General features: G+C 73.3%; 17 protein-coding genes. 5 read left to right on the top strand and 12 right to left on the bottom strand.

Annotated elements, in window-relative coordinates:
- Window positions 1-45 precede the first annotated feature (45 nt).
- Entirely contained in the window at window positions 46-1,296 is a 1,251-nt protein-coding gene (locus IE94_RS0121445) for a S8 family serine peptidase (protein WP_245235298.1), read from the bottom strand.
- A complete protein-coding gene (locus tag IE94_RS0121440) occupies window positions 1,293-4,616 on the bottom strand; it encodes a right-handed parallel beta-helix repeat-containing protein (RefSeq protein ID WP_030186748.1) in 3,324 nt (1,107 codons plus the stop codon). Before IE94_RS0121440 ends, IE94_RS0121445 begins: the two co-directional genes overlap by 4 nt.
- A gap of 572 nt (window positions 4,617-5,188) precedes the next feature.
- Here IE94_RS0121440 and IE94_RS0121435 point away from each other — a divergent pair.
- Window positions 5,189-6,253: an RICIN domain-containing protein gene (locus tag IE94_RS0121435; protein ID WP_051777590.1), complete on the top strand. Its 1,065-nt coding sequence runs from the start codon at window positions 5,189-5,191 to the stop codon at window positions 6,251-6,253.
- Between the two features lie 328 nt (window positions 6,254-6,581).
- Window positions 6,582-9,329 (top strand): helix-turn-helix transcriptional regulator, encoded by a 2,748-nt coding sequence (locus tag IE94_RS0121430; protein ID WP_245235297.1) that lies wholly within the window; start codon window positions 6,582-6,584, stop codon window positions 9,327-9,329.
- 204 nt (window positions 9,330-9,533) lie between these two features.
- Here IE94_RS0121430 and IE94_RS0121425 read toward each other — a convergent pair whose 3' ends face one another.
- Window positions 9,534-9,959, bottom strand: coding sequence for a hypothetical protein (locus tag IE94_RS0121425; RefSeq protein WP_063829727.1), 426 nt, complete (start codon window positions 9,957-9,959; stop codon window positions 9,534-9,536).
- Window positions 9,960-10,136: 177 nt separating this feature from the next.
- Here IE94_RS0121425 and IE94_RS0121420 point away from each other — a divergent pair, with 177 nt between their 5' ends.
- On the top strand, window positions 10,137-10,610 hold the full coding sequence (locus IE94_RS0121420) for a Dps family protein (RefSeq protein ID WP_030186743.1): 474 nt from the start codon (window positions 10,137-10,139) through the stop codon (window positions 10,608-10,610).
- A 21-nt stretch (window positions 10,611-10,631) separates the two neighbouring features.
- Here the strand turns inward: IE94_RS0121420 and IE94_RS0121415 are convergent, their stop codons facing one another.
- Window positions 10,632-11,168, bottom strand: coding sequence for a CGNR zinc finger domain-containing protein (locus IE94_RS0121415; RefSeq protein WP_030186742.1), 537 nt, complete (start codon window positions 11,166-11,168; stop codon window positions 10,632-10,634).
- A 126-nt stretch (window positions 11,169-11,294) separates the two neighbouring features.
- Here IE94_RS0121415 and IE94_RS0121410 point away from each other — a divergent pair, with 126 nt between their 5' ends.
- Window positions 11,295-11,723, top strand: coding sequence for an SRPBCC family protein (locus tag IE94_RS0121410; RefSeq protein ID WP_030186741.1), 429 nt, complete (start codon window positions 11,295-11,297; stop codon window positions 11,721-11,723).
- Window positions 11,724-11,731: 8 nt separating this feature from the next.
- On the opposite strand, the gene IE94_RS0121405 is transcribed toward IE94_RS0121410, so the two are convergent.
- The 8 genes from IE94_RS0121405 to IE94_RS0121370 form a co-directional block, all read right to left on the bottom strand.
- Complete coding sequence (locus IE94_RS0121405; protein WP_245235296.1) at window positions 11,732-13,276, bottom strand: LCP family protein; 1,545 nt, start codon at window positions 13,274-13,276, stop codon at window positions 11,732-11,734.
- Window positions 13,277-13,368: 92 nt separating this feature from the next.
- Window positions 13,369-14,568, bottom strand: a complete 1,200-nt coding sequence (locus tag IE94_RS0121400; RefSeq protein WP_030186737.1) for an SGNH/GDSL hydrolase family protein — start codon at window positions 14,566-14,568, stop codon at window positions 13,369-13,371.
- On the bottom strand, window positions 14,565-16,922 hold the full coding sequence (locus IE94_RS0121395; RefSeq protein WP_030186736.1) for a glycosyl hydrolase family 95 catalytic domain-containing protein: 2,358 nt from the start codon (window positions 16,920-16,922) through the stop codon (window positions 14,565-14,567). Before IE94_RS0121395 ends, IE94_RS0121400 begins: the two co-directional genes overlap by 4 nt.
- Window positions 16,923-17,007: 85 nt before the next feature.
- Window positions 17,008-18,825, bottom strand: a complete 1,818-nt coding sequence (locus IE94_RS0121390; protein WP_030186735.1) for an alpha-galactosidase D — start codon at window positions 18,823-18,825, stop codon at window positions 17,008-17,010.
- Window positions 18,826-18,870: 45 nt separating this feature from the next.
- Window positions 18,871-19,791 (bottom strand): carbohydrate ABC transporter permease, encoded by a 921-nt coding sequence (locus IE94_RS0121385; protein ID WP_030186734.1) that lies wholly within the window; start codon window positions 19,789-19,791, stop codon window positions 18,871-18,873.
- Window positions 19,788-20,702: a carbohydrate ABC transporter permease gene (locus tag IE94_RS0121380; RefSeq protein WP_037923126.1), complete on the bottom strand. Its 915-nt coding sequence runs from the start codon at window positions 20,700-20,702 to the stop codon at window positions 19,788-19,790. The genes IE94_RS0121385 and IE94_RS0121380 overlap by 4 nt, the downstream gene beginning before the upstream one ends.
- Window positions 20,703-20,721: 19 nt before the next feature.
- Window positions 20,722-22,041 (bottom strand): ABC transporter substrate-binding protein, encoded by a 1,320-nt coding sequence (locus IE94_RS0121375; protein ID WP_030186730.1) that lies wholly within the window; start codon window positions 22,039-22,041, stop codon window positions 20,722-20,724.
- A gap of 53 nt (window positions 22,042-22,094) precedes the next feature.
- Window positions 22,095-23,357, bottom strand: coding sequence for an ROK family transcriptional regulator (locus tag IE94_RS0121370; RefSeq protein ID WP_078606546.1), 1,263 nt, complete (start codon window positions 23,355-23,357; stop codon window positions 22,095-22,097).
- Window positions 23,358-23,536: 179 nt separating this feature from the next.
- Between IE94_RS0121370 and IE94_RS0121365 the strand changes: the two genes are divergently transcribed.
- Window positions 23,537-25,681 (top strand): alpha-galactosidase, encoded by a 2,145-nt coding sequence (locus IE94_RS0121365; RefSeq protein WP_030186727.1) that lies wholly within the window; start codon window positions 23,537-23,539, stop codon window positions 25,679-25,681.
- Window positions 25,682-25,714: the final 33 nt, after the last annotated feature.

Below are 25,714 nucleotides of genomic sequence, written 5' to 3'. Positions count from 1 at the left end.
AGGGACCAGCGGTCCCTTCCCGCCCCCGCGGGCGTCGCGGATGTTTCAGCGGCGCGGTGGACGCCAGCCGCGGGCCCGCCCCCGGGGGACGGCCACGGCGGCCCAGCCGACGAGCAGGAGCAGCGCCAGCCCCGCCGCCGCGACCAGCACCGCGGTCCGGGTGGCCCGCTCCCCCTGGGTGTGATCGGGCATCCGTACGGCCCGCTCGTGCGCGCCGGTGGTGGCGCCGGCCTCCTTCGTGCCGCCGTCCGCCGCCGAGGCCACCGCCGCGTAGGCGTCCAGCCGGGGCACGTAGTCGGGATAGGCCGTGGAGATCAGGCGCCGGGCGACCTGTGCGGCGGACATACCGGGGAAGGCCGACCGTACGAGGGCGGCGGCCCCCGCGGCGTAACCGGCGGCCAGCGAGGCACCACTGCCAACGAAGTGCCCGCCGCCCCGCGGCCCGATGCCGACGACGCCGTCGCCCGGGGCCGCCAGGTCGGCGTTGACCGGGAGCAGCGCGTCGTCCTTCCGCACACCCTGGACGTCCAGGTCCAGGACGCTCAGCACACCGGGATAGGCCGCGGGCCAGTAGTCGCGGGGGACGGGGGTCGCGTCGGGGGCGGCGTTCTTCGGCGGGTCCGGAACGGCGGCGGCCACGATCAGGGCGTCGTGCTTCGCGGCGTGGGCCACCGCGTCCCGCAGTACGGAAGACTTGCTCTCGAACGCCGCCGACACCTCCACCACCCGGGCACCGGCGTCCACGGCGGCACGGATGCCCGTCGCGACCGCGGACGGCGAGGGCGTGCCGTGCGGGGTGGTGGCACGCGTCGCGACGATCGTGGCCCGGGGCGCGACGCCGTGGAAGGCGACCCCGCCGGTCGGCGCCGCGGCGATGAGACCGGCCACAAAGGTGCCGTGTCCCACGCAGTCGTCGCCCCCGTCGCCGACGGCCTCCACCCGGCCCGCAAGTGTGGGCGCCTGCGCGGACACACCCGTGTCGACGACGCCGACCTTGACGCCCGACCCCTGGGAGATGCGCGCGGCACGTGGCAGTTCCACGCTCTGGTGCTCCCACGGCATGGCGGACGCCTTGGCGGTGGACTGCTTGGTGCACTCGGCGTCGTCGGCCAGCACGGCGTTCATCACGGGCAGTTTGACGGTGGGCGCGCCGTCGGCGGCGACGGCGACCGGTCCGGCGGCCAGCACGGCCGCGGCCGTCAGGGCGGGTGGCAGCAAGTGCGACACACCCAGGCGTACGGCGGGTCCGAGGCCCTTGGAGGGACGCGGAGGCCGCTGTCCCGGTCGGCGGTTCACGCGGGCAGTCCTTCCCGCCGGGGAGCGTCCTCGGGCAGCAGCAGCCGCAGGTCTTCCAGACCGGGTGCGGCCATGCGGCTGATCCGGCCCGCCTGACGCGTCATCATGCCCTCCAGTACCTGGCGGGCCAGGCGGGCGTTGCCGAAGGAGCGGTCGCGGGGCAGCGAGTCGAAGTACTCCCTCAGCACCGGGCCGGAGCCGGGACCGCACTCGTAGCCCGACGCCGCGGCGTGCGCCCGGACGATGGTGACCAGTTCGTCGGAGGAGTAGTCGGCGAATTCGACGCGGCGGGAGAACCGCGAGGACAGGCCCGGGTTGGAGGCCAGGAAGCCCTCGATCTCCTGCGTGTAGCCCGCCACGATCACGACGACCTCCTCGCGGTGGTCCTCCATCAGCTTCAGCAGCGTGTCGACCGCCTCGCGGCCGAAGTCCGAGGCGGAGGCGCCCGCCGGGGTCAGCGTGTACGCCTCGTCGATGAAGAGCACACCTCCGATGGCCCGCTCGAACACCTCGCGGGTGAGCTGTGCGGTGTGGCCGATGTACCGGCCGACCAGGTCGGCGCGGGAGACCTCGACGAGCTGACCGCGGGGCAGCACGCCCAGGGAGGCGAGCAGTTCGCCGTAGAGGCGGGCCACGGTGGTCTTGCCGGTACCGGGCGGCCCGGTGAAGACCAGGTGGTGGCTGATGCGGGGCGCGGGCAGGCCCGCCGCCTCGCGCTGGCGCGCCGTGGACAGCAGGTTGACCAGATCGGTGACGTCCCGCTTCACGGCCGCGAGCCCCACCAGGTCGCCCAGCCGGGCCAGCGGGTTGTTCTCATCGGCGGACTGCTCGGCCGCGACCGCGGCCGCGGCCTCCACACCCACGTCTTCGGGCAGCAGCAGTTGCAGGTCGTTCTCCGTGATCTCGGCGAGACCGGCCAGCCGGGTCGCCTGGCGGTCCACCATCTCCTCGAACACCCGGCGCGCCTCGCGGCCGTTGCCGAACGTCGCGTCCTTGGGCATGCGCTCGAACCGCACGGCCAGCGCCTGGTGGGTGCTCTCGTCCAGCCGGTACTGGTGGCCGAGGCACATCTTCTCGACGATGGCGACCAGTTCCGGCACGCTGTAGTTCTCGAACTCGATGGTCCGGGAGAAGCGGGAGGCCAGGCCCGGGTTGGACGCCAGGAACTCGTCCATCTGGGAGGAGTAGCCCGCGGCGACGACCACCACGTCGTCGCGGTGGTCCTCCATCAGCTTCAGCAGTGTGTCGACCGCCTCGCGGCCGAAGTTGGCGCCGGAGCCCTTGCCGTCGGACAGCAGCGTGTACGCCTCGTCGATGAACAGCACCCCGCCGAGTGCCTGGTTGAAGGCCTCGGTGGTCTTGATGGCGGTGCCGCCGACGATCTGGGCGACCAGGTCGGCCCGGGAGACCTCGACCAGGTGTCCCGACCGGAGCGTGCCCAGCCCGGCGAGGATGGTTCCGTAGAGCCGGGCCACAGTCGTCTTGCCCGTGCCCGGGGGGCCGGCGAAGACCAGGTGCCGGCTCATCGGCGGCGCCGGCATGCCGAGCCTGGCACGGCGCTGTGCGAGCTGGGTGAGGTTGACCAGCGTACGGACCTGCTGCTTGACGTTGTCCAGGCCGATCAGCGCGTCCAGCGCGGCCAGGGAGGCGTCGTCGCCGGCGGCGTCGCCGTGCTCCTGGGTGCCGGGGGAGGCGGCCGGGTCGGTGCCCTCGGCGTCGCCGACGCCCCAGGCGTCCCGCTTGCCGTTGCCCGTGCTGGTCAGACCCTCCACGGCGACCCGGTCGCCCTCCTTGGCCTGGATGACACCGCCGCCGGCGTTGTCCCGGACCGTGCAGTTGACGACGGAGACAGGTGCCGTGGAGTCGATGCGGATGCCGTCCTTGGCACCGCCGCTGATCTCGCAGGAGTTGAGGGCGGCCCGCCCGCCGTCGGCGATCAGGACGCCGTGCTCGGTGCTCTCGTGGGCCTTCACCCGGGTGGCCGTCAGGTCCCCGTCCCTGTCCACCAGGACGCCCTGGCGCGCCGCCGAGGTCACCGCGCAGTCCCGCACCGTCATGGTCCCCTCGGCGCCGACGAGGAGGCCGGCGCCCTGCGGGGATTCCACCGTGCCCCCGCCGACGTAGACGTTGCCGTCGTCCGCCACGTGGACGCCCGCGTCCCCGGGCTGCTGGAAGAGGCAGTCCTCGAGGCGCCCCCGGCCGTCCTTGACCACTTCGACGCCGTGGCCGGCCGGGGAGATGATCCGGCCCCGGCGGACCAGCGGATTGGCGCCGGTGCGGATCGAGATGCCGACGCCCTTGGCGTCCACGACCTCCAGCCGGTCCAGTTCGGCCGCGGACTCCTCCTCCAGCAGCAGGCCTGTGCCTGCGCAGTCGCGCACCGTGAGACCGACGAAGACCGGCGAGGACGATCCGGTGACCCGGACCGCCGGTGCCTCGCAGGAATCGGCCCAGCAGTCCTCGAAGGTGCCGCGCGAGCGGTCCGAGACCAGTACGCCGTGCTCCTTGGTGCGGGCGACCCGGCAGCGGCGCAGCAGCGGGTCGCTGCCCATGCCCACCGCGATGCCGGTGCCGGAGGTGTTGGTGACCCGCACGTCCTCCAGCACGGTGCGCGACGCGCTGGTCAGGTGCAGACCCGTGCTCGTGTCGTGTACCACCGTGCGCAGCACGGTGGTGGTGCTGCGGCCCTCCAGGGCCACCGCGGGCTGGTCGGTGGAGGAGATGTCGCAGTCCTCGACCGAGCCCTGGGCCTCCCCGTTGGCGAGGACGCCGTTGCCGCGCGCGTCGCGGATGGTGCAGCCCCGCACCGTCACCCGGCCCTGCTCGCCGATGACGACGCCGCTCGTGCCGAGGTGTTCGAGGGTGGAGGACTCGACGGAGCTGTCCGCCGGGGAGGTGACGACGACTCCGGCGCCGCCCGCGTTCGTCACCCGGCAGTCGCGCAGGGCCAGTGACCCGCTGTTGCGGGCGAGCAGCGCGGTCCAGGAGGAGGCGGTGATCTCGCAGCCGTCCATGGCCACCTGCCCGCGGGGGGCGTCGACGACCGGGAGTTCCTCGTCACGGCCGCGCAGCACCAGGTCGGTCAGCATGACGGCGTCGGCCTTCAGCGTCAGCGCCGTGCCCCGGCGCGGCGCTATCTCCACCGTGCCGCGGGCCTTGGCGGTGACGATGGTGACGGGCGTGGTGATCGTCAGATTCTCCGGGTAGGTGCCGGGGAGGACGCTGAGCACCGCACCGCTGCGGGCCCTGGCGAGCGCCTCCCCGATCGTCGACAAGCCGTCGGGACTGTCCGGACCGACGGTGAGTACCTGGCGGGACACGCGTGGTTCCTCCTCAGACGGGTACCCCGGACGGCAGCGGACCGGGGGTACCTTGCACGGGCGGCGACCATGTCTGCCGGGCGCGCCCGGTCGCCGGGTTGACGAACGGGCGGACACGTCGTCGACCGTGCGGCGAAAACCTGTGCACTCCGGTTTCCAGCCACACCCACTCGGTCGCCTCGGTGACCAACTCGTCCGGTTCCCGCAATCAGGGTAGTTGAGGTTCGTCTGCCGGGTGGACCCGGCAGCCAGGCACACATGTCGCCACGCGCCGTCCACGGCGCTTGTGCACATGTTCCGGTGACTCATACCTGCCGGTGGTAGGGTGCGCGCCTGTTCCCACCACAGGTCCGGGCAGCCCTCGTCGGCACCGCGGCGCCGTGTGGCCGGTTCCCGACCGGCGCGTCCGGCACGCCGGTTCGAACGGTGGCCCGGAGACCGGGAAGAGTAACCGGTCACACGCTCCGGGGGAACCCCTAGGACACAAGTCCGCCACACCTGTGACCGGAACGGCTCCCCGGAGCTCCGCCGTACCACCTGCCCGTGCCCCGAGCACTGTCCGGAAGGCCCCCATGACACCTCCACCCGCGCCCCCGCCGACGGGGGATCTGCCCAAACGTGTTCCGGGCAGTGGCAAGAAGGTCAGCCCGTCTCCCGCGTCCGGCCGGCCGGACCTCGCCCCCGACCGGCCGGACGCGGCCCCCCGCGCGGCCGGCCGGGAGGACTCCCTGCCCCGGCTCACCCAGTTCTCCTCCCTCGGGTCCCGTTCGCACTTCGACGGTCCGCGCGAGGAACCGGCGGCCTCCCGGCCCTCGTCGCCGCCCTCGGCACAGGACCGGCCGGGCGGCTTCCTGAGACGGCCGGGCGACCGGGCCCGGCGCGAGGGGCTGCGCGGCGCCCTCGGCGTGGTCGGCGTCGTGGGACTGCTGGCCGCGGGCGCCGTGGCGCTGGTCCTCGTCCTGACCGGCCAGGACGAGGGCGTGAAGGACGGGGCGTCGGTGTCCGTGGACGGCGGCGACTACCGTCCGGAGGACATCTACGGGCCGGGCGGTGAGGCGCGCCCGTCGGCGAGCGCCTCCCCCGGCGACAAGGGGAAGAACGGCAAGGACGGCAAGGCTTCACCGGCTCCCTCCGCCACCGCTTCCCCCACGGGCTCCGCGTCGGCCCAGGTGTCGAAGGCTCCCGGGGACAAGGCCGGCGCACCCGCCGGAAGTACTCCGGGCGCCGGGCAGGAGACTTCGGCGTCACCGTCGGGGGTGAGCGTCGTCAGCCACGCCTCGCAGCGCTGCCTCGACGTCGTGGGCGGCCGGCCCGTCGCCGGGGCCCGGCTGATGATCTGGGACTGCCGAGCGGACTCCGCCTCGCAGCGCTGGACGTTCCCGGCGGACGGCACCATGCGCTCACTGGGCATGTGTGTGCAACTCGCGCAGGGCTCGACCGCCGACGGCGCGGAACTGCAACTCGCGCGGTGCGACGGTGGCGACGCCCAGCAGTTCGAACTGAACCAGCGTCACGACATCGTCAACGGCCCCGCCGACAAGTGCGCGGACGTCCAGGACGCCCTGACCGACAACGGCACCCGCATCCAGCTGTGGTCCTGCAACGGCCTCGACCAGCAGAAGTGGTCGCGGTCCTGAGCGCACGCCCGCCACGGGCCGCGGACCGCGCCGTCCCGCCTGAGCGGCGCGCTCCGGCGTGACCCACCGCGATCGCCCTGTGACCAGCCAGGACACGATGCGCGACGGAGGCGGAGCGCTCCTAGAATGGCGGGCACAGACGGAGGGACGCGGATGACGGGGAGCGCGAGGGCACGCACGGGCGGTCCGGTGCGGCACCGCCGCGTCGGCATGCCGCCAGGCCGCCCGGCGGCGCGCGTACGGCCCGTGGTTCCGACCGCCGGCCGCGGCGGGAAGGGGTCGGCGTCCGGTGCACCGCGTTGAGGCGCCGCGACCGTCCGCCTCCCTCGTGGGACGCGAGCACGACCTGGACCGGGTCCGGGGACTGCTGGAGGGGCACCGGAGCGGCACCCTTCTGCTGTCCGGGGAGCCCGGCGTCGGCAAGTCGGCCCTGCTGGACGCCTTGGCCGCCGCGGCCGCCCGGGACGGCACCCGGGTGCTGCGCGCGGCCGGCGCCGAGTTCGAGGCGGACGTCGCCTACTCGGCGCTGAACCAAATCCTGCTCCCGCTGCACGGCATCCTCGACCGGCTCGACGCCGCGGCCCGGGAGGCGGTGAGCATCGCCCTGGGTTTCGGCGCCGGACCGGCACCCGAGCGCCTGGTGGTCTGCAACGCCGCACGCGCCCTGCTGCGGGCCGCGGCCGAGGACGGGCCGGTCCTGCTCGTCGTGGACGACCTGCCGTGGGTGGACCGGGCGAGCGCCGCGGTCTTCGGCTTCCTCGCCCGGCGGCTGACCGGTGAGCGTGTCCGCTTCGTCGCCGCCTCCCGCACGGGCGTCGACAGCTTCTTCGACAGCAGCGGCCTGCCGTCGTACGAGGTGCCCGCGCTCGACGGGGCCTCCGCCGCCCGCCTGGTCGACCTGTACTTCCCCGACCTGGCGCAGCCGGTGCGCCGCAGACTGCTCCACACGGCGCAGGGCAACCCGCTGGCCCTGCTGGAGCTGCCCGACGCGCTCCGGGCCGACCAGCGCCGGGCCCGGGAGGTGCTGCCGGCCGTCCTGCCACTGGGCGAGCGGTTGCAGTCCCTGTTCGCCGACCGGGTGCGCCGCCTGCCCGCCGACACCCGCGCACTGCTGCTGCTGGCCACCCTGGACGACACCGGCGACCTCGGGGTGCTGGCCGCCGCCGCCCGGGCGAGGGGCGATGACGCCGGCCTCGTCGCTCTGGACGCGGCCGAGGAGGACGGGCTGGTCCGGGTGGAGGATTCCCCGCACCGCCTGATGTTCCGCCACCCGCTGATCAAGTCGGCCGTGGTCGCGGAGGCCACCAGCAGCGCCCGGCGCGCGGCCCACCGTGCCCTGGCGGACGTACTGGCGGACAAGCCCGAACGGCGTGCCTGGCACCTGGGCGAGGCGACGCTTCAGCCCGACGAGGACGTGGCCGCGCTGCTGGAGGGCACGGCACGCCTGATCCAGGACCGCGGGGACGCCGTCGCCGCGATCGCCGCACTCACCCGGGCCGCCGACCTCAGCCCCCGGGACACCGACCGGGCGCGCCGGCTGGCCGAGGCCGCCTATGTGGGCGCCGAGGCGATCGGCGCGCTGAGCAGTGCCTCGGCGCTGCTGGAGGACGCCCGGCGGGCGGACCCCGGCCACGGCGCGTCGCTGCGCAGCGCCAACGCCGCGGTCCAGCTCGTGCTGAACAGCGACGGCGACCTGGCCACCGCCCACCGTCTGCTGGTCGGCGCCATCGAGGACGGCGAGCACGGCTTCGACGCCAATGACCCGGCCCTGATCGATGCGCTGCACTTCCTGCTGCTGCTGTGCAGCTACGGTACTGACGAGGCCCTGTGGGCGCCGTACTACGCGACCGTCGCCCGGCTGCGGCCCGCTCCCCCGCCGCTCCTACTGGTGGCCGCCCGCACCTGGGGCGACCCGGCGCACGCCGACACGGCGACGCTGCAGGAGCTGGACAGGATCATCGCCGGGACCACGCAGGACACCGACCCCGCCCAGATTGTGCGGGTGGGGACCGCGGCGGTCTACCCGGACAAGCTCGCGGCGGTCCGTGAGGTCTCGTGGCGGCTGGTGCGCCAAGGCCGCGACGGCGGAGCGGTGCGCCGGCACATCGGCGCACTGACGCATCTGAACCTGGACGACTACCACCGCGGCAGGTGGACCTCGGTCCTGGAACTGTCCGAGGAGGGGCTCCTCCAGTGCGAGCAGTCCGGGTACTCCGTCTGCCTGTGGTTCTTCCAGTTCACCAAGGGCCTGGTCACCGCGTCCCGGGGCGACACCGAGACCGCCCACGCGCTGGCCGAGGCGATGATCAACTGGGCGGCGCCGCGCGGCATCCGCGAGGCCGTGCACACCGCCCTGCACGTGCACGCCCTCGCCGACATCGCCGACGGCGACTTCGACGCGGCCTACCGCCGGGTGACCGCGATCAGCCCGGCCGGCAGTTTTCCGCCGTACGTCGCGCACGCCTGCTGGGTGTTCTTCGAGCTGGTGGAGGCCGCGGTGCGCACCGACCGGCGCGCGGAGGCGGTCGCGCACGTGCGTGCGCTGCGCGAGGAGACGAACATCGCGGGGCTCTCCCCGCGGCTCGCGCTGCTGGCCGACGCCGCCGAGGCGCTGGTGACGGAGGACGACGCCGAGGCGGCCCTGCTGTTCGACCGGGCGCTGGCCGCACCGGACCCCGAGCGCTGGCCGTTCACCCTGGCGCGGGTGCGGCTCGCCCAGGGCGAGCGGCTGCGGCGGGCGCGGGCGCTGTCGGAGTCCAAGGCCCCGCTGACGGCCGCGCTGCGGACCTTCGAGCGGCTGGAGTCCACGGCCTGGGCGGAGCGGGCCCGCAAGGAGCTGCGGGCGGCCGGGCGGGTCGCCCCGCACGGCGAGGGCGGCACCGGGACGGCCCTGACCGCGCAGGAGCGCGAGATCGCGGAGCTGGCGGCCACCGGCCTGACCAACAAGCAGATCGCCGAGCGGCTGTTCATCTCCCACCGGACCGTCGGCGCGCACCTCTACCAGATCTATCCCAAGCTGGGCATCGCCTCACGGGTGGCGTTGCGCGACGCGCTGCGACGCCAGGAACAGGACTGACCAAACGGGCGGTGCGGCCGGTCCGTCCGCGCCAACCGGCTCCTCGTGAGCGACCGCCGACCCGGGACGGGGGGGCTCCGGGCCGGCGGCCGGGGCGGTCCGTCTCGTACCACGGGGACAGAACCGCTCCGTCGCCCGACGCCGACGAAAGGGGCGGCGGCGAGCGTCCTCCACCTGGGCAACGGTGCGGACCCCCGAGAAGGTTCAGTCGGTGGCCGGAGAAATGCCGCGCCACGGCTCCCCGCCGCCGTCCGCACCCTCGGCCCCGGGGTCCAGGGGCTCCAGACGCCGGAAGACCCAGGCGATCGGGTCGTACTCCCGCCCGTCGGGCAGTTCCACGACGGGCGGGGCCGCCGGCCCGCCGTCGGCCGGTGCGGGCCGCCAGACGCCGCCGAAGTGACGGGCGAGGACCTCGCCGACGTAGCACCCGAAGGCGACGAGGGACTCCGCCATCTCCCCGCCGTTGACCCCCTCGGCCCGGAAACCGTCGATGATCTCTTCCACGGCCAGGAGGCTGTCGGGGCTGTAGTCCAGCGTCGCACCGCTGATGTCGGCCGCGGCCTCGACGATGGCGGCTGCCAGTCGGGGCACGTCACCCGGTTCCGGTGGGGGGATGTGGTGCGTCTGCATGCGGGTCCTCGGGCCGTCGCTTCCATGTGGTCGAGGCGCTCCGCACTCCCTGTGCGATGCCCCGGCTCGTATCGAAGCACACGTGTCACAGTCAAACGACTGATCTGCCATGCGCGTTCGGCCATCATCATGAGGTGTGAGGACACCGCTGACCAGAGCGAGAGGAACCGCACACCCATGAACGTCATCGACAATCCGCTGCCGGAGCAGGACCGCGCGGTCGCGGGGGTCGCCCTTCAGGAGACCCTCGTCGACCTGCTCGACCTGTCCCTGGTGGCCAAGCAGGCGCACTGGAACCTGTACGGTCCGCGCTTCAGCTCCATCCACATCCAGCTCGACGACATCGTCACCATGGCCCGCGCCTACTCCGACACGGTGGCCGAACGGGCCGCCGCCCTGGGGATCAGCCCGGACGGGCGGGCCGCCACCGTCGCGGAAACCAGCGGACTCCCCGCCTTCCCCGCGGGCTGGACGAAGGACGGCGACGCGGTCGAGGCGATGGTCCGGACGTTCTCCGCGGTCATCACGCGGGCGCGTCGGCGGATCGAGCAGACGGGCCCGGTGGACGCCGTGACCCAGGACCTGCTGATCGGCCTGACGGCCGAGCTGGAGAAGCAGAGCTGGATGTTCCAGGCGGAGAACCGCGACTGAGCGGCGCGGGAGGATCGCTCCTCATCGGCGCCGCGCCCGCATCGCCGCGGCCTTGACGCGGTTCCCGCAGCTCAGCATGGAGCACCACTGCCGTCGGCGGCCCCGGGAGCGGTCGAGGTAGATCTGCGTGCAGTCGGGGTGCCCGCACTCGCGCAGCAGCGCGGCGTGTTCGCCGGCGACGATCTCGACACTCTCGCGGGCGAGGTCGGCCAGGGCCTGTGCGGCCGTTCCGTGCCGGTCCACGCCGCCGGAGCGCAGGACGGCCTGCACCGGCACCGTGGCGGCCCGCCGGTTGACCGCGACGACCGCCGCGGCGGGCAGCGCACGGCCTTCGAGCCGGGCCCGGACCAGTGCGTGCACCGCCTCCCGCAGGGCCAGGGCGGCACTGAGGTCGGCCGCGCCGCATCCCGGCTCCTCGTCGAGGAGCCCGGCCTGCACGAACCAGGCGTCCAGCAGCCCGGGCGAACCGAGCCGTTCCAGGGGAACGGGCCCCCGGCGGGCCTGCAGGGTGCCGACGAAATCCAGGGCGCGCGTCCCGCAGGGAAACACGTGTCTCATCTGATTCTCCTGACAGATGACCGACTGCCCCCACACACAGGATAACCGCCTTGACAGGTGACGCCTACCCGTGGGAGTCTCACGTCACCGGTCAGAACAGTTACTTCTCGGTGAGGAATCAATCCCATGGCGGTCATCCAGTTCCACCTCGTCTCCCCGCTCAGCCCGAAGGACGTCCTGGGCGTGCTGACCGACTTCGGGCCCTCGCGCGCCGAGGCGTGGCCCACCATCGACACCGAGCACTTCGAGGTCCACAGCCTCGGTGACACCTGGGCCGAGGTCACCGAGGGCACCGCGGCCGCCTGGGAGCGCGCCCGCTACGAGTGGAAGCCGGACGGGGACACGGTCACCATCACCACCCTGGACTCCAAGGTCTTCGGCCCCGGCGGCGGCTGGGTCTTCAAGATGACCCCCGAGGGCGGCGGCACCCGGGTCGACGTCAAGCTGACCCGGGAACCGGAGGGGTTCAAGCGCAAGGCCCTGGCCTCGCTGCTGCCGCTGGTGGCCACCTCGTCCCTGAAGAAGTCCTTCGCGGTGCCCTTCAAGGCCAAGTGACCCCCTCCTCAGGAGTCCGAGTCGGGCACGTCCTTCGCCAGCGCGTAGGCCTGGGACGGCGTCATCGCGACCCCGTCGAGGCTGACCGTCCGGTACCGGCCGACCTGGGCGCACTTGCCCGCCCGGTCGGCGGTGGCGGCGTGGGCACGGGCGGTGGCGCCGTCCGCCGGGACCGGCGACGGCGCGGCCCCGGGGTAGGTGGTCCCGCTCGGCCAGTCGGCGCCGATCACCAGGGTCAGGCCCGCTCCACCGCCCGGCGCCGTACGGGAGGCCGGCAGGCCGAGCGCGGCGGCCGTCCGCAGGGCCTGCTCCCGCAGGCCGGGGCCGTAGCCGAGGGTGGTGGTGGGGGCGGAGCGCGGCGCGTTGCCCGCGACGGTGCCGGAGCCGAAGCCCTGCACGGTCAGCGCGCCGGCGACGGCGGCGGCCCGGCCGGTGATGCCGGTGCCGTTCTCCACCCGCACGGCGATCCGGGACACCGGCACGGACGGGACGGGCGGGGACGGGACGGGCGAGGGGGTGGACCTGCCCGCGCCGGAACCGGCGCTCAGCGACCGGTCGCCCGCGATGTCGGCGAACAGCGCCCGGGCCTCGGGCGCCACGACCACGCGGTCGGTGTCGTCCGGGTCGGGGTCGGTCTGCATGGTGACGAACGTGACGCGCCCGGTGGGCACCTTGTTCAGGTCGGCCGCGAGAGCGACCAGGGCGCGGACGCTGCCGAGACCGTCGTCCACGGTCAGCGCCTTGGTCGCGGCGTCGGCGAGGCGGTAGACGGCGGCCGGGTCGGTGAGCGTGTCCCCGCTCTTGACCTTGCGGAGCACGGCGCCCAGGAAGAGGTGCTGCGACACCGTGCGGCCGAGGTCGCTGCCGTCGCCGAAACCGTGCCGGGAACGGAGGAACTCCAGGGCCGCCACCCCTTTCAGGGTGTGGGTGCCCTTGGACAGCTTCAGGTGTGAGTAGGTGTCGTAGACGTCGTCGCTGACGCAGACGGAGACACCGCCCACCGCGTCGGACATCTTGACCACGCCGGAGAAGTCGAGCTGCGCGTAGTGGGTGACGGGTATGCCGGTGAGCCGGTGGACGGCGGCCACCTGGCAGGCCGGCCCGTACCGCAGGGCGCTGTTGATCTGCCCCCGGTAGCCGGACTCCGAGGCGCCGGTCGCGCTGTCGCGGCAGGCGGGGATCTCGGTGACGGTGTCGCGGGGGATGCTCAGCACGGTCGCGTTGGAGCGGTCGGCCGCTATGTGCACCAGCAGTTCCACGTCCGCGTTCCCGCCGCCCTTCTGCACGCCCGTGTGCGCGCAGCCGCCGCCGAGCCCGCAGTCGGCCGCGCTGGTCCGGCCGTCGGAGCCGATGACGAGGATGTCGACCGGCGTGCGCCCGGAGGCGTCGGGCCGCTCCGTGCCGCCACGGGCGCCGATGGAGACACTGCGGATGTTGCCGTCCAGCCGCTGGTAGAACCACCAGCCCGCGCCGGAGGCCGCGATGACCACCAGCGCCAGCACCAGTCCCAGCAGGCGCAGCGGCCGACGCCTCCGGGCACGATGGGTGGTCACATGTACCAGGATGACATATAGGCGGTATGTGTGAACATGGGTGTGTTCTCATTCACGGTCCGGCGCCCCGGCTGCCGCTGCCCCGCGCTCGGTCAGGCGGGCGGATCGCCGCACTGGAGTGCCGTGAGGTCCACGGCGTCGGCCATCGCCTGCATGCCCTTGTCGTTGGGGTGCAGATGGTCGCCGCCGTCGAGGGCGGGCAGCATGAGCTCCCGGTCGTAGGGGCTGCGCAGGACTCGGTCGAAATCGGTGAACGCGTCGAACGCGTCGCTGGTGCGCACGAACGTGTTGACCTCCTGGCGCACGGCCTCGGCGTCGGCGTCCCACTCCCCCCAGCCCTTGAACGGGGCGATCGTGGCGCCGACGACGCACTTGCCGGCCGCGTGCGCCCGCGCGGCGATCTGCCGGTACCCGTCGACGAGGTCGTCGGCGGTGACCCCGGTGTGGGCCTTGAGGTCGTTCACACCCTCGAAGAGGAACACCGTGCGCAGGCCCGGCAGGGACAGCACGTCCCGGTCGAGGCGGTTCAGGGCGCTCGGCCCGGCACCGTCGGCGAGGACCTTGTTGCCGGAGATGCCCTCGTTGGCGACGCCCCGGACCTCGGAGCCGGCCCGTTGCAGGCGGCGGGCGAGGTAGTCGGGCCAGCGGCGGTTCAGATCCGAGGTGGACTGCCAGCCGTCGGTGATGGAGTCGCCGAGCGCGGCGACGGCGCCGGTGCGGGCGGGGGTGCGCACCGCGACAGCGTCCAGGTAGAACCAGGAGCCGGTCCGTCCCGTCCAGTGCTCGTCGCTCTCCTCACCACCGTGGTCGCCCTCGGCGGTGTACGAGGTCTGCATCGCCATGCCGTGCCCGCTCGCCGGACCGGCCGCGTCGGGGCTGTGCAGGCTGACGACGAGGTTCGCGCCGCCGGGCAGCCGGCCGGGCAGCGGGTCGCTCCACAGCGTCGCCCCGGCCGGGACTCTCACCGAGGGCGCACCGCCGAAGGTGAGCCGCCGGTTGCTGCCGGGCACGAGCCGGGCGCCGGTGTCCTGCGTGCCGGCCCACACGCTGTCCAGGGTCAGCGGCCGGTCGCCGAAGGCGTTGGAGAGCCGGACCCGCAGGCCGTCGCCGCCCGCGCTGGTGCGCAGGACGAGCCGGTAGGCGCGGTCGGGCACCCCGTCGCCGAGCCGGTCGGCACTGGCGCCCCAGGTGACCACGGAGTGCGTGCCCGAACCGGCGGCCGGAGCGGGTGCGGCGACCGCGAGGAGTACGGCGGCCAGGGCGGCGGTCCCCGCCGGGCGTGCCGCCCTCATCGGGCGAACCCGTTCAGCGTCACGGACTCTCCCGGCTTCAGGGCGACCGTGCGCGAGGTGCCGCCGTGGACCACCGTGGTGCGGCGTCCGCCGGTGCTGCGGATCCGCACCGAGGTCGGCTCGCCGTCCCGCCACGCCAGGTCGACGGTGAAGCCGCCGCGCGCCGGGAGCCCGCTGACCGAGCCGGCCGACGACCAGGCGGCGGGCAGGGCCGGGAGGAGTTCGAGGTGGCCGGGGCGGGAGTAGAGGACCATCTCGCTGACGGCGGCGGGGGTGCCGAGGTTGGCGTCGATCTGGAAGATGCCCCGGCCCGGCCCGGTCTGGTAGATGTCGAAGAGGTTGAAGGCCGTGCCGTTGGCGCCGCCCGTGGAGGGCCGCAGGTTGTTGACGACCAACTGGTACGCCTTCTCGGCGTTCTTCAGCCGGGCCCAGCACAGCGCGCGCCAGGCGTTGGCCCAGCCGAAGCTCTCCGTGCCGCGTGCGGTGAGCAGGGCGGTGGCGCCCTCGACGATCTCCTTCGGGGTGGAGCCGTCGGGGCGGATGCGGTCGCCGGGGAAGAGACCGACCAGCGGGGACAGGTGGCGGTGGGTGGTCTCGCCGAGGTTCTCCGGGCTCATCCACTCCTTGAGCCAGCCGGTCTTCGGGCTGACGCCAGGCAGGTACAGCTTCTCGCGCAACCGTGCGATCCGGGCGGCGTGTTCGTGGTCGCGCCCCAGTTCCTCCGCCGCCCGCGCGTAGTTGCCGAACAGCGTCCACACCAGCTCCTGGGCGTAGGTGATGCCCTTGGCGTCCAGGGGACCGTGTTCGGGCGACCAGTCGCTGTCCGCGATCAGGACCTCGCCCGTGCCGTCGGGTGCGTCGGCGGTGACCAGCCGCGCCTCCCAGAAGTCGACGGCGCCCCGCAGCAGCGGATGGATGCGCTCCAGGTGGGGGCGGGAGAGCGTGTACTCGTAGTGCTCGAAGAGGGTGTTGCACAGCCACGCGTTGCCCGCCGGGTGCCACCACCAGCCGTTGCCGCCGTGCGGGTTGGTGGAGATGGCGACCGTCCAGCCGGCGGTCTTCCCGGAGGAGTTGCGGTAGCGGTTGCGCGGGTCGCCGAAGAGGCGGTGGGTGAGGTCGGTCCAGGCGGGGAGCTGGGCGAGGCAGTAGTCGGTGAGGGCGTCGAAGCACGGGGACAGGCCGGTGCGGTCGGCCATCCAGTAGTTCATCTGGAGGTTGATGTCCGTGTGGTAGTCGCCCATCCAGTCCGGGTCGTTGCCGTCCAGCCAGAGCCCTTGCAGGCCCATCGGGAGGCTGCCGCGCGAACCGGCGATCATCAGGTAGCGGCCGAAGTGGACGTACGCGGCCTCCAGTTCTGGGTCGGGCTCGCCACCGGTGTGGCGGAGGTTGACGCGCTCCCATGTGTCCAGGCCGCGCGCGCGGGCGGTGGAGGTGCCGAGGTCCAGGTCGAACCGGCGGTACAGGGCCTGGTGGTCGGCGACATGGGTGCGGCGCAGCACTTCTGCCGGGTGGGCGGCGGCGTCGCGGACCTTGGTGCGGGCGAGCTCGAGGGGGTCGAGGGACGGGTCGCGGTACCCGGCCGCCGCGTCGGGCGCGTAGTTCGTGCCGCCGCCGACCACGACGGTGAACTCCCGGCAGCCCGCGACGTCGATCCGGTCGCCGCGCACCCGCACCCGGCCGCCGCTGCCGTACGCGGTGACGGCGGCCCCGTAGCGCAGCCCGCCGGGGAAGGAGGCGCCGAAGGAGGGGGCCGGGTCCTCGCCGTGCGTGCCCTCCAGGGTGACGGTGCCGGTGTACCGGCCGCCGCCGCTCTGCGTGAAGTGGACGACGATCACGTCGTCGGGGCGGCTGGCGAAGACCTCCCGCCGGTAGGTCGCCCCGCCTTGGACGTAGGTGCAGCCGACGACGCCCCGGTCGAGGTCGAGCGTGCGGCGGTAGCCGGTGACGGAGCCCAGGTCGTGGTCGGGGAGGTCCACGGTGAGGCGGGCGAGGAGGGTGAGGGAGCCGAAGTCGTCGCGGCCGTAGGGGAACTGGCCGTCGGCGTCGAGGGTGTCGTTGAGACCGCCGGTCCACATCGTGGCGTCGGTGATCAGGAGCAGTTCGCGGCCGGGGTCGTTGCTCGCGAGGGCGCCGAGGCGGCCGGTGCCGACGGGCAGGCCCTGTTCGATCAGCGAGTGCGCGTCGCCGGGGGCCCGCCACCACAGCAGGTGCCGGGCGTCGGTGCGCCCGGCCGGTTCGTCGGCGGGGCGGGCGGGGGCGGCGGAGGCGGTGAAGGCGGGCAGGCCCGCGAGGGCGGCGGTCGCGGCCAGGGTGAGCAGGGTGCGTCTGGCGGGTTCCGGGGTGCTGCTGGTCATGGCGGCTCCTGTACTCGGGGAGGAGGGGGCCCGGCGGGGGCGGACCGGGCCCCCGGCACGGGGGGCGGGGAGACCTCACGGAGGGTCAGGAAGACCTGATGACGTCGATCCGGTCGATGTCCGGCGCGTAGTCGGAGCCGCTGTCGACGGTGACGGTGTTGGCGCCCGCCTTCAGCTGCACGGGGACGGTCGCGGTGGAGACGGTGCCCCAGTCGCCGGTGGCGGCGAAGGTGTGCCGGACGGCGCCGTTCCCGTTCGCCGAGACGGATGCCGGACGGGCATCGCCGCTGACGTAGGAGATCCGCACCTGGTAGGTGCCCGCGGCGGGGACCACCACGTCGTTGAAGGTGAGCCTGCCGCCGGTGTAGAGGTTGCCGACCTTCTTGCCGCCGGAGCAGGCGGAGCAGTCGGCGACGGAGGCGCTGCCGGCGAGGGTGTTGCCGCCGGACTCGGCCTCGTAGCCGGTCCGGGAGACGTCCGCGGCGCCCTTCGGGGTGAGGGTGAACAGGCGGGAGCCGTGCGCGGGCAGCGCCTGGGTGATCCCGTCCCGGTGGGTGCCGAGGCTCTCGTGGTTCCACAGGTCGCGCACGGCGGCCCGGCCGGTGAAGCCGAGGGCGGAGAAGTCGGCGGTGACGGCGGCGGGGCGGTCGGCGAGGTTGAACAGGGCGACGGTGTACGTGCCGTCGGGGTTCTTCGCGGCCCACACCTGCTGCGGGTCGGAGGCGGTGACCAGGTGAGCGGGCGGGGTGTCGCCCTGGTTGACCGCGATGACCTCCCTGTTGGTCAGCAGCGACAGTCCGTAGGAGTCGAGGCGGGTGAGGTCGTCGCCGGTGTACAGCGGTGACTTGGCGATGGCCCACAGGGTGGCGGCGCTCTGCCGTTCGGCCTTGGTGAGGCCGTCCATCTCCCCGTTGCCGACGTCCAGGGCGTCCAGGTCGTTCCAGCCGCCGGGGCCGGCGTGCCGGGTCCACGCGGGGAGGTCCACCCAGCGGTCGTCGACGGAGTTCTCCCAGCTCACGAGGGTGTTGCAGTAGCACTCGACGTCGGTGTCGATGCGCCAGCCCTGGGAGTGCTTCTTCCAGTCGGCCGCGTGGCCGATGTTGAGGGACCAGGACAGTTCGAGGTGGATCGGGCGGCCGGTGGCGGCGATGGCCTTCTGCCAGGCGGCCACGTCGGCGACGTTGTCGTAGTTGTCGCCGCTCTTGAAGGAGCCGGGGCCGACGCCGTCGAGCTTGAGGAAGTCGTAGCCCCAGTCGGCGAACATCCGGGCCTGGGAGTCGACGTACTTCTGCGCACAGGGGTCCGAGAAGTCGATCTTGTACGCGCTGTCCCAGCCGTTGGTGGTGCGCAGGTCGTCGTACACGATGTCGGCGGTGGTGCAGCCCTCGGCGTTCCAGATCGGTGTCTTCCCGTCGTCGTACGCCTCCTTCTCCAGGCCGACGGGGAGGTAGATCCCGGCCTTGAGGCCCTTGGCGTGCAGGTCGTCGGCGACGGCCCCCATGCCGCGCGGGAAGCGCTTGGGGTCGGCCTTCTGCCGGGCGTAGCCGTCGAACTCGGGGGTCCACGCCCGGTCGCGCCACCAGCCGGCGTCGATGTTGACGTACTCGTAGCCGTACTTCTTCAGCTTGGCGGCCATGGCGTCGGCCTGCTTGAGGACGTTGGCCTCGGTCAGGTAGCTGTAGTCGCCGTCCGGGTTGAGGCCCGGGTACTTCGAGGACTGCATGCTCCAGCTGGACCAGCCCATGTAGGGCTTGGCCGCGGGCGCGGTGGACGACGCCGGGGACGAGGGGGCGCTGTCGGCGCGGGCGGCCGGGGCGGTCGTCGCCAGGCCGGCGGCCACGGCCAGGACGACCACGGCTCTCAGACCGCGTGCGGGCAGGACGGAGTACGAGGATGACCCCATGGGCCGTACCTCCAGGGTGGGTTGCTTGCGGCGGGAGGGGGCGGCTCAGCCCTTGCCCGAGCCGAGGGTGAGTCCGCTGACGAACTGCCGCTGGAGGGCGAAGTACACCAGCAGCGTGGGGACCGCGGTCATCAGGGCGCCGGCCGCGATCAGGTTGGGGTTGGTGAAGTAGGCGCCCTGGAGGTTGGCCAGGGCGGAGGTGACGGGCCGCTTGTCGCCGGTCTCGATGAGGGTGAGCGGCCAGAAGAAGTCGTTGTAGATCCAGATCGATTCGAGGGTGGCGAGCGCGGCGAAGGCCGGCCGGCACAGCGGGAGGACGATCTGGAGGAACTGCCGCCACACGGGGGCGCCGTCGACGAGGGCGGCCTCGGTGATCTCCTTGGGGATCGTCTTCATGTAGTTGCTGAGGACGAAGGTGCAAAAGCCGCACTGGTAGGCGATGTGGATGGCGATGATGCCCCAGGCGGAGTTGTAGAGCAGCAGGCTGTCGCTCATCCACCACGGCAGCGGGACCAGGAGGTACAGGCGGTACAGGGGGGTGATGAGCACCTGGGCGGGCAGCAGGTTGCCCGCGGTGAACAGCATCAGCAGGGCCAGGTTGAGACGGAAGTCGAAGCGGGTGACGAAGAAGGCGACGGCCGCCGAGAAGAGCAGGGTGCCGAGGACGGCGGGGACGGTGATGAGCAGGGAGTTGAAGAAGAAGTGCGGCATGCCCGACTGGGACCAGGCGTCGGTGAAGTTCGCGAGGCTCACCTCGCGCGGCCAGGAGAAGTAGCCGTGCGCCGCGGTGTCGCCGTAGGGCCGCAGGGAGGTGTAGACCGCCCACAGCAGCGGGACGAGCCAGGCGGCGGAGACCGTGGCGAGGAGCAGGTGGCGGCCCGTGTCGCGGCGGGGGCGGGCGGGCCTCGGGGCGGACGGTCGCCGCGCGGGGAGCCGGGTCTCGGGGCGGGGCGTGGTGGTCCTCACGCGTCCTCCTTGCGGAAGGTCTGGACGAGGAACGCGCCGATGGCCGCCAGGGAGACCAGCAGCAGGAGCACGGCGAGCGCGGAGCCGTACCCGATGTGGCCGGACTCGCCGACGATGTTGTCGGTGATGAGCAGGGAGAGCAGTTCCATGCCGGGTTTGCTGCCGGTGCCGCCGCCGAGGACGTAGACGATGTCGAAGGCGCGCAGCGACTCCATCACGGTGACCACCACGATGATGACGTTGACCGGCTTCAGGGCGGGCAGGACGACGCGGAAGAAGGTCTGGCGGCCGTTCGCGCCGTCGAGCGCGGCGGCCTCCTTGAGGGACGGGTCGAAGCTCTTCAGGCCGGCCAGGTAGAGGATCATGATGTAGCCGGTGTGGCGCCAGGCCGAGGCGACCAGGACGGCCCAGAGGTTCAGGTCGGGGTCGCCGAGCCAGTCGATGTGCCCGCTGCTTCCGGCGGCGTCCAGCAGGCTGTTGAGCAGGCCGGTGTCGGGGTCGTAGATGATCTCCCAGATGAAGCCGACGACGGCGAGGGAGAGCACCATCGGCAGGAAGATCGCCGTCTGGTAGAAGCGGGTGAACCGGATCCTGTGGTCGAGGTGGTAGGCGAGGAAGACGCCGAAGGGGGTCGGCAGCAGGGCGGTGAACAGCAGCCACAGCACGTTGTGGCCGACGGCCGGCCAGAACGGCGGGTAGTTGGTGAGGATCTGGGTGTAGTTCTCGAAGCCCGTCCCGTGGATGCCGGACAGCTCGATGCCGTCCCAGGTGGTGAAGGACAGCGCGATCGAGGCGAGCGCGGGCAGCCAGACGAGGGCCAGCAGCGCCAGCAGGGGCACGCCGACGACGAGCGCCAGGAAGAGGCGGTCGCCGCGGCCCAGGCGGGAGGGCGAGGACGTCGCGGGAGGCATGGGAACCGGTCCGCGGGGCTCAGGCGGTGAAGAAGCGCGAGCGCTGCGACTCGATCTTCTTCAGCGTCGCGGCGCCGTCGTCGGGGTGGCCGAGCCACTCGGTCAGGCCGGGCAGGACGACCGTGGAGATGAAGCCGGGGTCGCTGTCGCGGTCGGCGAACTGGCTGATGTGCTTGGCCCGCGCGATCAGTTCGGCCGACTTCTTCTGCAGCGGGTTGTAGGAGGCGGTGCTCGCCTTCTCGTTGACGGCGAGGTTGCTGGGGTCGGCCTTCATGTACGCCTCCTCCGCCGCCGCGCCGCCGAGGTAGGTGAGGAACTTCTTCGCACCGTCCTCGTTCTTCGGCCTGCGGCTGAGCATGAAGCCGTCGGTGGGGGCCTCCACCGCGTCCTGTCCGTGCGCCGGGTCGATCTCGGGGAAGGCGAAGAAGTCCAGGTCGGCGCGTATCTTCTCGTCGGTGACCTGCTGGCCGAGGAAGAGCCCGATGACCGCCATGCCGGTCTTCTTGTCCAGCAGCGACTGGGCGGCGTCCTGCCAGGACCGGCCGCCGCCGCTCTTCTGGTAGTGCGGGGTCAGCTCGCGCCACAGGTCCAGGACGCGGGTGGTCCGCTGGTCGGTCCAGGAGGTCTCGCCGCGCATGAGCGCCATGTGGAAGTCGTAGCCGTTGGCCCGCAGGTTCAGGTAGTCGAAGGCGCCGAGGACCGACCAGCTGTCCCCGCCGCCGTAGCCGGAGGCCACCGGGTCGAGCCCGTCCGCGCGCATCCGCTTGGCCAGGGCGATGAACTCGTCCCAGGTGGCCGGGGCCTCGTAGCCGCGTTCGGCGAACAGGCTCTTGCGGTAGAAGACCGCCCACGGGTAGTTGTACAGCGGCACGAAGTAGTACGTGCCGTCCTCTCCCCGCGAGAGCTGCCTGGTCGCGTCGCTGAAGCCGTCGCCCAGCTTCTCCCACACGTCGTCGAGCGGCGTGGCGAGGCCCTTCTTGGCGAAGTACTGCATGCGGTACCCGGCGAACCAGGTGAAGACGTCGTCCGGGGTGCCCTGGAGGTAGCTGGTGATGCTCTTCTGGAACGTGTCGTGGTCGACGGTGTTGGTCGCCACCTTCAGGCCCGAGTCCCGGGTGAAGGCCTTGGTGACGGCGGCGTAGGCGGACTTCGGGGCGGCGTCCGCGCCGTTGGAGCCGAAGGTGACCGTCTTCGGGTCCACCTTCGGCCCGCCGCCGCAGGCCGTGAGGACGGGCGCGGCCAGGGCGGCGGCCGTCAACCCGAACAGGCCGCCGACGACTCCTCGGCGTCCGGGGCCGGAGCCGGGAGCGAGGGGCGTGGGGCGGCTCGCTTGCGTCATGGGTGCTCCTCGTACGTACTGGTCCGGTCTGGGCACGGGTCTTCTCGGTGCGCTCACGGGCGCGGTCCGCCCGCGGTGGCGGGCTTGCCGGCGAGCAGCGGTGCGGTGGCGGACGGCCCCGCGGACGAGGGTCCGTTGCGGGACTGGCCGATGAAGGACTGGATGGCGCTCGCGGCGGCGCCGCGGGCCCACTCCTCGAAGGGCAGGGGGCGGGTCCTGACGTCGCACCGCGCGGCGGAGCCGAAGGCGGCGGCCGCGAAGGAGTCGCGGATCTGCTCGGCGAACAGGTCGTAGGCGGCCAGCCCCTCGCCGGAGATGATCACGCGTTCGGGGCCGAGCAGATTGGCCACGGTGGCGATGCCCCGGCCGATCGCCTCGCCCGCCCTGGCGTACGCCTCCTGCGCCGCGGCCACCCCCTGGTGGGCCAGCGCGGCGGCCTCGGCCGCGTCGGCGACCTCGGTGCCGGTGGCCCTGCGCACCCGGTCGACGATGGCGGCCTCCCCCGCGACGGCCTCCACACAGCCGCGGTTGCCGCAGTGGCACAGCGGGCCCGCGGGGTCGACCGTGACGTGACCGATCTCGCCGGCCACGCCGTGCGCCCCGGCCACCACCCGGCCGTGCACGACCAGTCCGCAGCCGATGCCGGCGCCGACGGTGACGAGCGCGAAGTCGGACAGGCCGACACCGGCGCCGAACCACTGCTCGGCGACGGTCAGGGCGCGGACATCGTTGTCCACGGTGACCGGCAGGCCCGTGGTCATCGCGGCCAGTTCGGCCAGCGGCACCTCCCGCCACTCCAGGAACGGCGAGTAGCGCACCAGGCCCCGGGCGCGGTCCACGTCGCCGGAGACGGCCACGCCCGCGCCCACGACGTGCACGCCCAGGCCGTCGGCCTCGGCCAGCAGTTCCTGGGTGAGGTCGGCGAGGGTGGCCAGTACCGCCTGGGGGCGACGGTCCGCCAGGGGCAGGTGCCGGGCGACCAGTACCCGGCAGCACAGATCGGTGAGGACGCCGATGACCTCGTCGCCGGTGACCTTGACGCCGAGGAACAGGGCCCGTCCGCCGTCGACCCGGACCAGGCTGGCGGGCCTGCCCAGGGCCGGGCGGGACTCGTCGTCGGCGCTCTCCGCCAGGTATCCGGCCTCGATGAGGGGCCGTACGGCCTTGGTGACGGCGGCCGGGGACAGCCCGGCGCGACGGGCCAGCTCCAAGCGGGTGAGCGGGCCCTGGGAGAGGGCCGTGACGAAGACCTGCGAGGCGGCGGGCGTGTGCGCGGGGAACGACTCGGCACGGGGAGACGACGACGGGGCGGACATGGCGGGGAACCTAGGCGGGTTATTTTCCGCTGTCAATGAAAGAAACATGATTGGTTCGATGGTTGACCACAGACGCACTTCTGCTTTCAAATGACCCGTGCACGCGCGGTGTTGCCTGGTGATCAAAGGCCCTGCTGCTCCCCGCGACTCCCGTCGTCCCCACGCGAACACGAGGCCTGATGCCGATGATCTTCCGTGTCCCCGACTCCGGGCTCTGGCTGCTGTCGACCCCGCGCACGTCCTACGTCCTGCGCGTCGACGCGACGGGCGCCCCCCGGCACGTGGCGTGGGGTCCGAGGCTCACCCCCGAGGAGGCCGGGGACCTGCTCGTGCCCGACCCGTCCCAGGAGGTGAGCAGCTTCGAGGGGCGGGACCCGGTCGGCGAGGAACTCCCCGTCGACGGCGGCACCCGGTACGGGCCGCCCTCGCTCCAGGTCCGCCACGCGGACGGCACCCGCGCCTTCGAGTGGCGGCCGACCGGTCACCGGGTCGTCGAACCCGCCCCGGGCAACGCCGAGTTGGTGCTGGAGTTCCGGGACCGGCTGCGCCCGCTGCACGTGGCCCTGCACTACACCGTCCGCGACGACACCGACGTCATCGAGCGCCGTACGGTGCTGCGCAACGCCGGTGAGGAGCCCGTCGACCTGCTGCGGGCCGACTCCGCCGCCTGGTCGCTGCCCGCGCTGCCCGACTACCGGGTCAGCCATGTCACCGGGCGGTGGGCCGCGGAGTCCCGGCTGCGCCGCGAGCCGCTCCCGCACGGCGAGACGGTGCTGACCAGCCGGCGCGGCATCACCAGCCACCACGCCGGGCCCTGGGTGATGCTGGACGACGGCCGGGCGGGCGAGGAGCACGGCAGGGTGTGGAGCACCGCGCTGGCCTGGAGCGGCAGTTGGCGCCTCACCCTCCAGCGCACCCACGACGGCCGGGCGGGGGTGACGGGCGGGGCCGGCCACGACGGCGTCGCGGTGCCGCTGGGCCCCGGCGAGGAGTTCACCACCCCCGTCTTCGCGGGGCTGTTCACCGAGGGCGGTTTCGGCGCCGCGAGCCGGTCCTGGCACGCGTACACCCGGCGGCACGTCCTGCCGCACGGGGCGGAGACCGCGCCGGTGCTCTACAACTCCTGGGAGGCCACCGGCTTCGACGTCGACGAGGCGAGCCAGCGGGCCCTGGCCGAGCGGGCCGCCGCGCTCGGCGCGGAGCTGTACGTCGTCGACGACGGCTGGTTCGGCGCGCGCCGCGACGACCGGGCCGGCCTCGGCGACTGGACCCCGGCGCCCGAGCGCTTCCCGCACGGCCTCGCCCCGCTGTCCGAGGCGGTGCACCGGCTCGGCATGCGGTTCGGCGTGTGGGTGGAACCGGAGATGGTCAACCCCGACAGCGACCTGTACCGCGCGCACCCCGACTGGGTGCTGCACCAGCCCGGCCGCACCCGCAGCGAGCTGCGCCACCAGCTCGTGCTGAACTTCGCCCGCGACGACGTCGCCGACTGGGCGTACGGCTGGCTGACCCGGCTCGTCGCCGACGCGGGCGTGGACTTCCTCAAGTGGGACATGAACCGCGCCCTGAGCGAGGCGGGCTGGCCGGACCGGCCCGGCGGCCACGACCGCCTGTGGACCGCCTACGTGCACCATCTCTACGGCGTCCTGGACCGGCTCCGCGCCGACCACCCCGGGCTGCGGATCGAGACGTGCAGCGGCGGCGGGGGACGCGCCGACCTCGGCATCCTGCGCCGCACCGACCAGGCGTGGACGTCGGACAACACCGACGCGGCGGACCGCCTCCTCATCCAGCACGGCTTCGGGCAGGTGCTGCCGGCCCGGGTGATGTCCGCCTGGGTCACCGACGTGCCCAACCACTTCACCGGCCGCACGGTGCCGCTGCGGTACCGCTTCCACGCCGCCATGGCGGGGCTGCTGGGCATCGGCGGCGACCTGGGCCGCTGGTCCGAGGAGGAGCTGGCGGAGGGCGCGGAGCTGGTCGCCGCCTACAAACGGGTGCGGCACCTCGTGCAGCACGGGGACCTGTACCGGCTCGCCGGGCCGCGGGGCGAGGGTCCGGCGGTCGTGCAGTACGCCGCCGGGGACGGCGCCGAGACGCTGGTCCTGGCCTGGCGGCGGGGGCCCGGGGAGCAGGGTCCGCCGCCGGAGGCACCGGTGCGGCTGCGCGGCCTCGCGCCGGGCGCCCGCTACCGGGACGCGCGCACCGGCGCCGTCCATCACGCCGGTGTCCTCGCGGCGTACGGCCTGCGCCTGGACCTGCCGCACGGGGACTGGGCGAGCACGGCCGTGCACCTGGTGCGGGTGGGCGGCGCGGAGGACTGAGGCGGCCGGGGCCGGGCCGACACGGTCCGGCCC

The sequence above is a fragment of the Streptomyces violaceorubidus genome (assembly GCF_000717995.1).
Classification (GTDB): domain Bacteria; phylum Actinomycetota; class Actinomycetes; order Streptomycetales; family Streptomycetaceae; genus Streptomyces; species Streptomyces violaceorubidus.
This window is presented reverse-complemented; position numbering and strand designations above follow the sequence as displayed.

Coding starts and splice junctions, on each gene's coding strand:
- IE94_RS0121435 (WP_051777590.1), top strand. CDS start 5,189: ATGACACCTCCACCCGCGCCCCCGCCGACGGGGGATCTGCCCAAACGT.
- IE94_RS0121425 (WP_063829727.1), bottom strand. CDS start 9,959: ATGCAGACGCACCACATCCCCCCACCGGAACCGGGTGACGTGCCCCGA.
- IE94_RS0121420 (WP_030186743.1), top strand. CDS start 10,137: ATGAACGTCATCGACAATCCGCTGCCGGAGCAGGACCGCGCGGTCGCG.
- IE94_RS0121415 (WP_030186742.1), bottom strand. CDS start 11,168: ATGAGACACGTGTTTCCCTGCGGGACGCGCGCCCTGGATTTCGTCGGC.
- IE94_RS0121410 (WP_030186741.1), top strand. CDS start 11,295: ATGGCGGTCATCCAGTTCCACCTCGTCTCCCCGCTCAGCCCGAAGGAC.
- IE94_RS0121400 (WP_030186737.1), bottom strand. CDS start 14,568: ATGAGGGCGGCACGCCCGGCGGGGACCGCCGCCCTGGCCGCCGTACTC.
- IE94_RS0121395 (WP_030186736.1), bottom strand. CDS start 16,922: ATGACCAGCAGCACCCCGGAACCCGCCAGACGCACCCTGCTCACCCTG.
- IE94_RS0121390 (WP_030186735.1), bottom strand. CDS start 18,825: ATGGGGTCATCCTCGTACTCCGTCCTGCCCGCACGCGGTCTGAGAGCC.
- IE94_RS0121380 (WP_037923126.1), bottom strand. CDS start 20,702: ATGCCTCCCGCGACGTCCTCGCCCTCCCGCCTGGGCCGCGGCGACCGC.
- IE94_RS0121375 (WP_030186730.1), bottom strand. CDS start 22,041: ATGACGCAAGCGAGCCGCCCCACGCCCCTCGCTCCCGGCTCCGGCCCC.
- IE94_RS0121370 (WP_078606546.1), bottom strand. CDS start 23,357: ATGTCCGCCCCGTCGTCGTCTCCCCGTGCCGAGTCGTTCCCCGCGCAC.
- IE94_RS0121365 (WP_030186727.1), top strand. CDS start 23,537: ATGCCGATGATCTTCCGTGTCCCCGACTCCGGGCTCTGGCTGCTGTCG.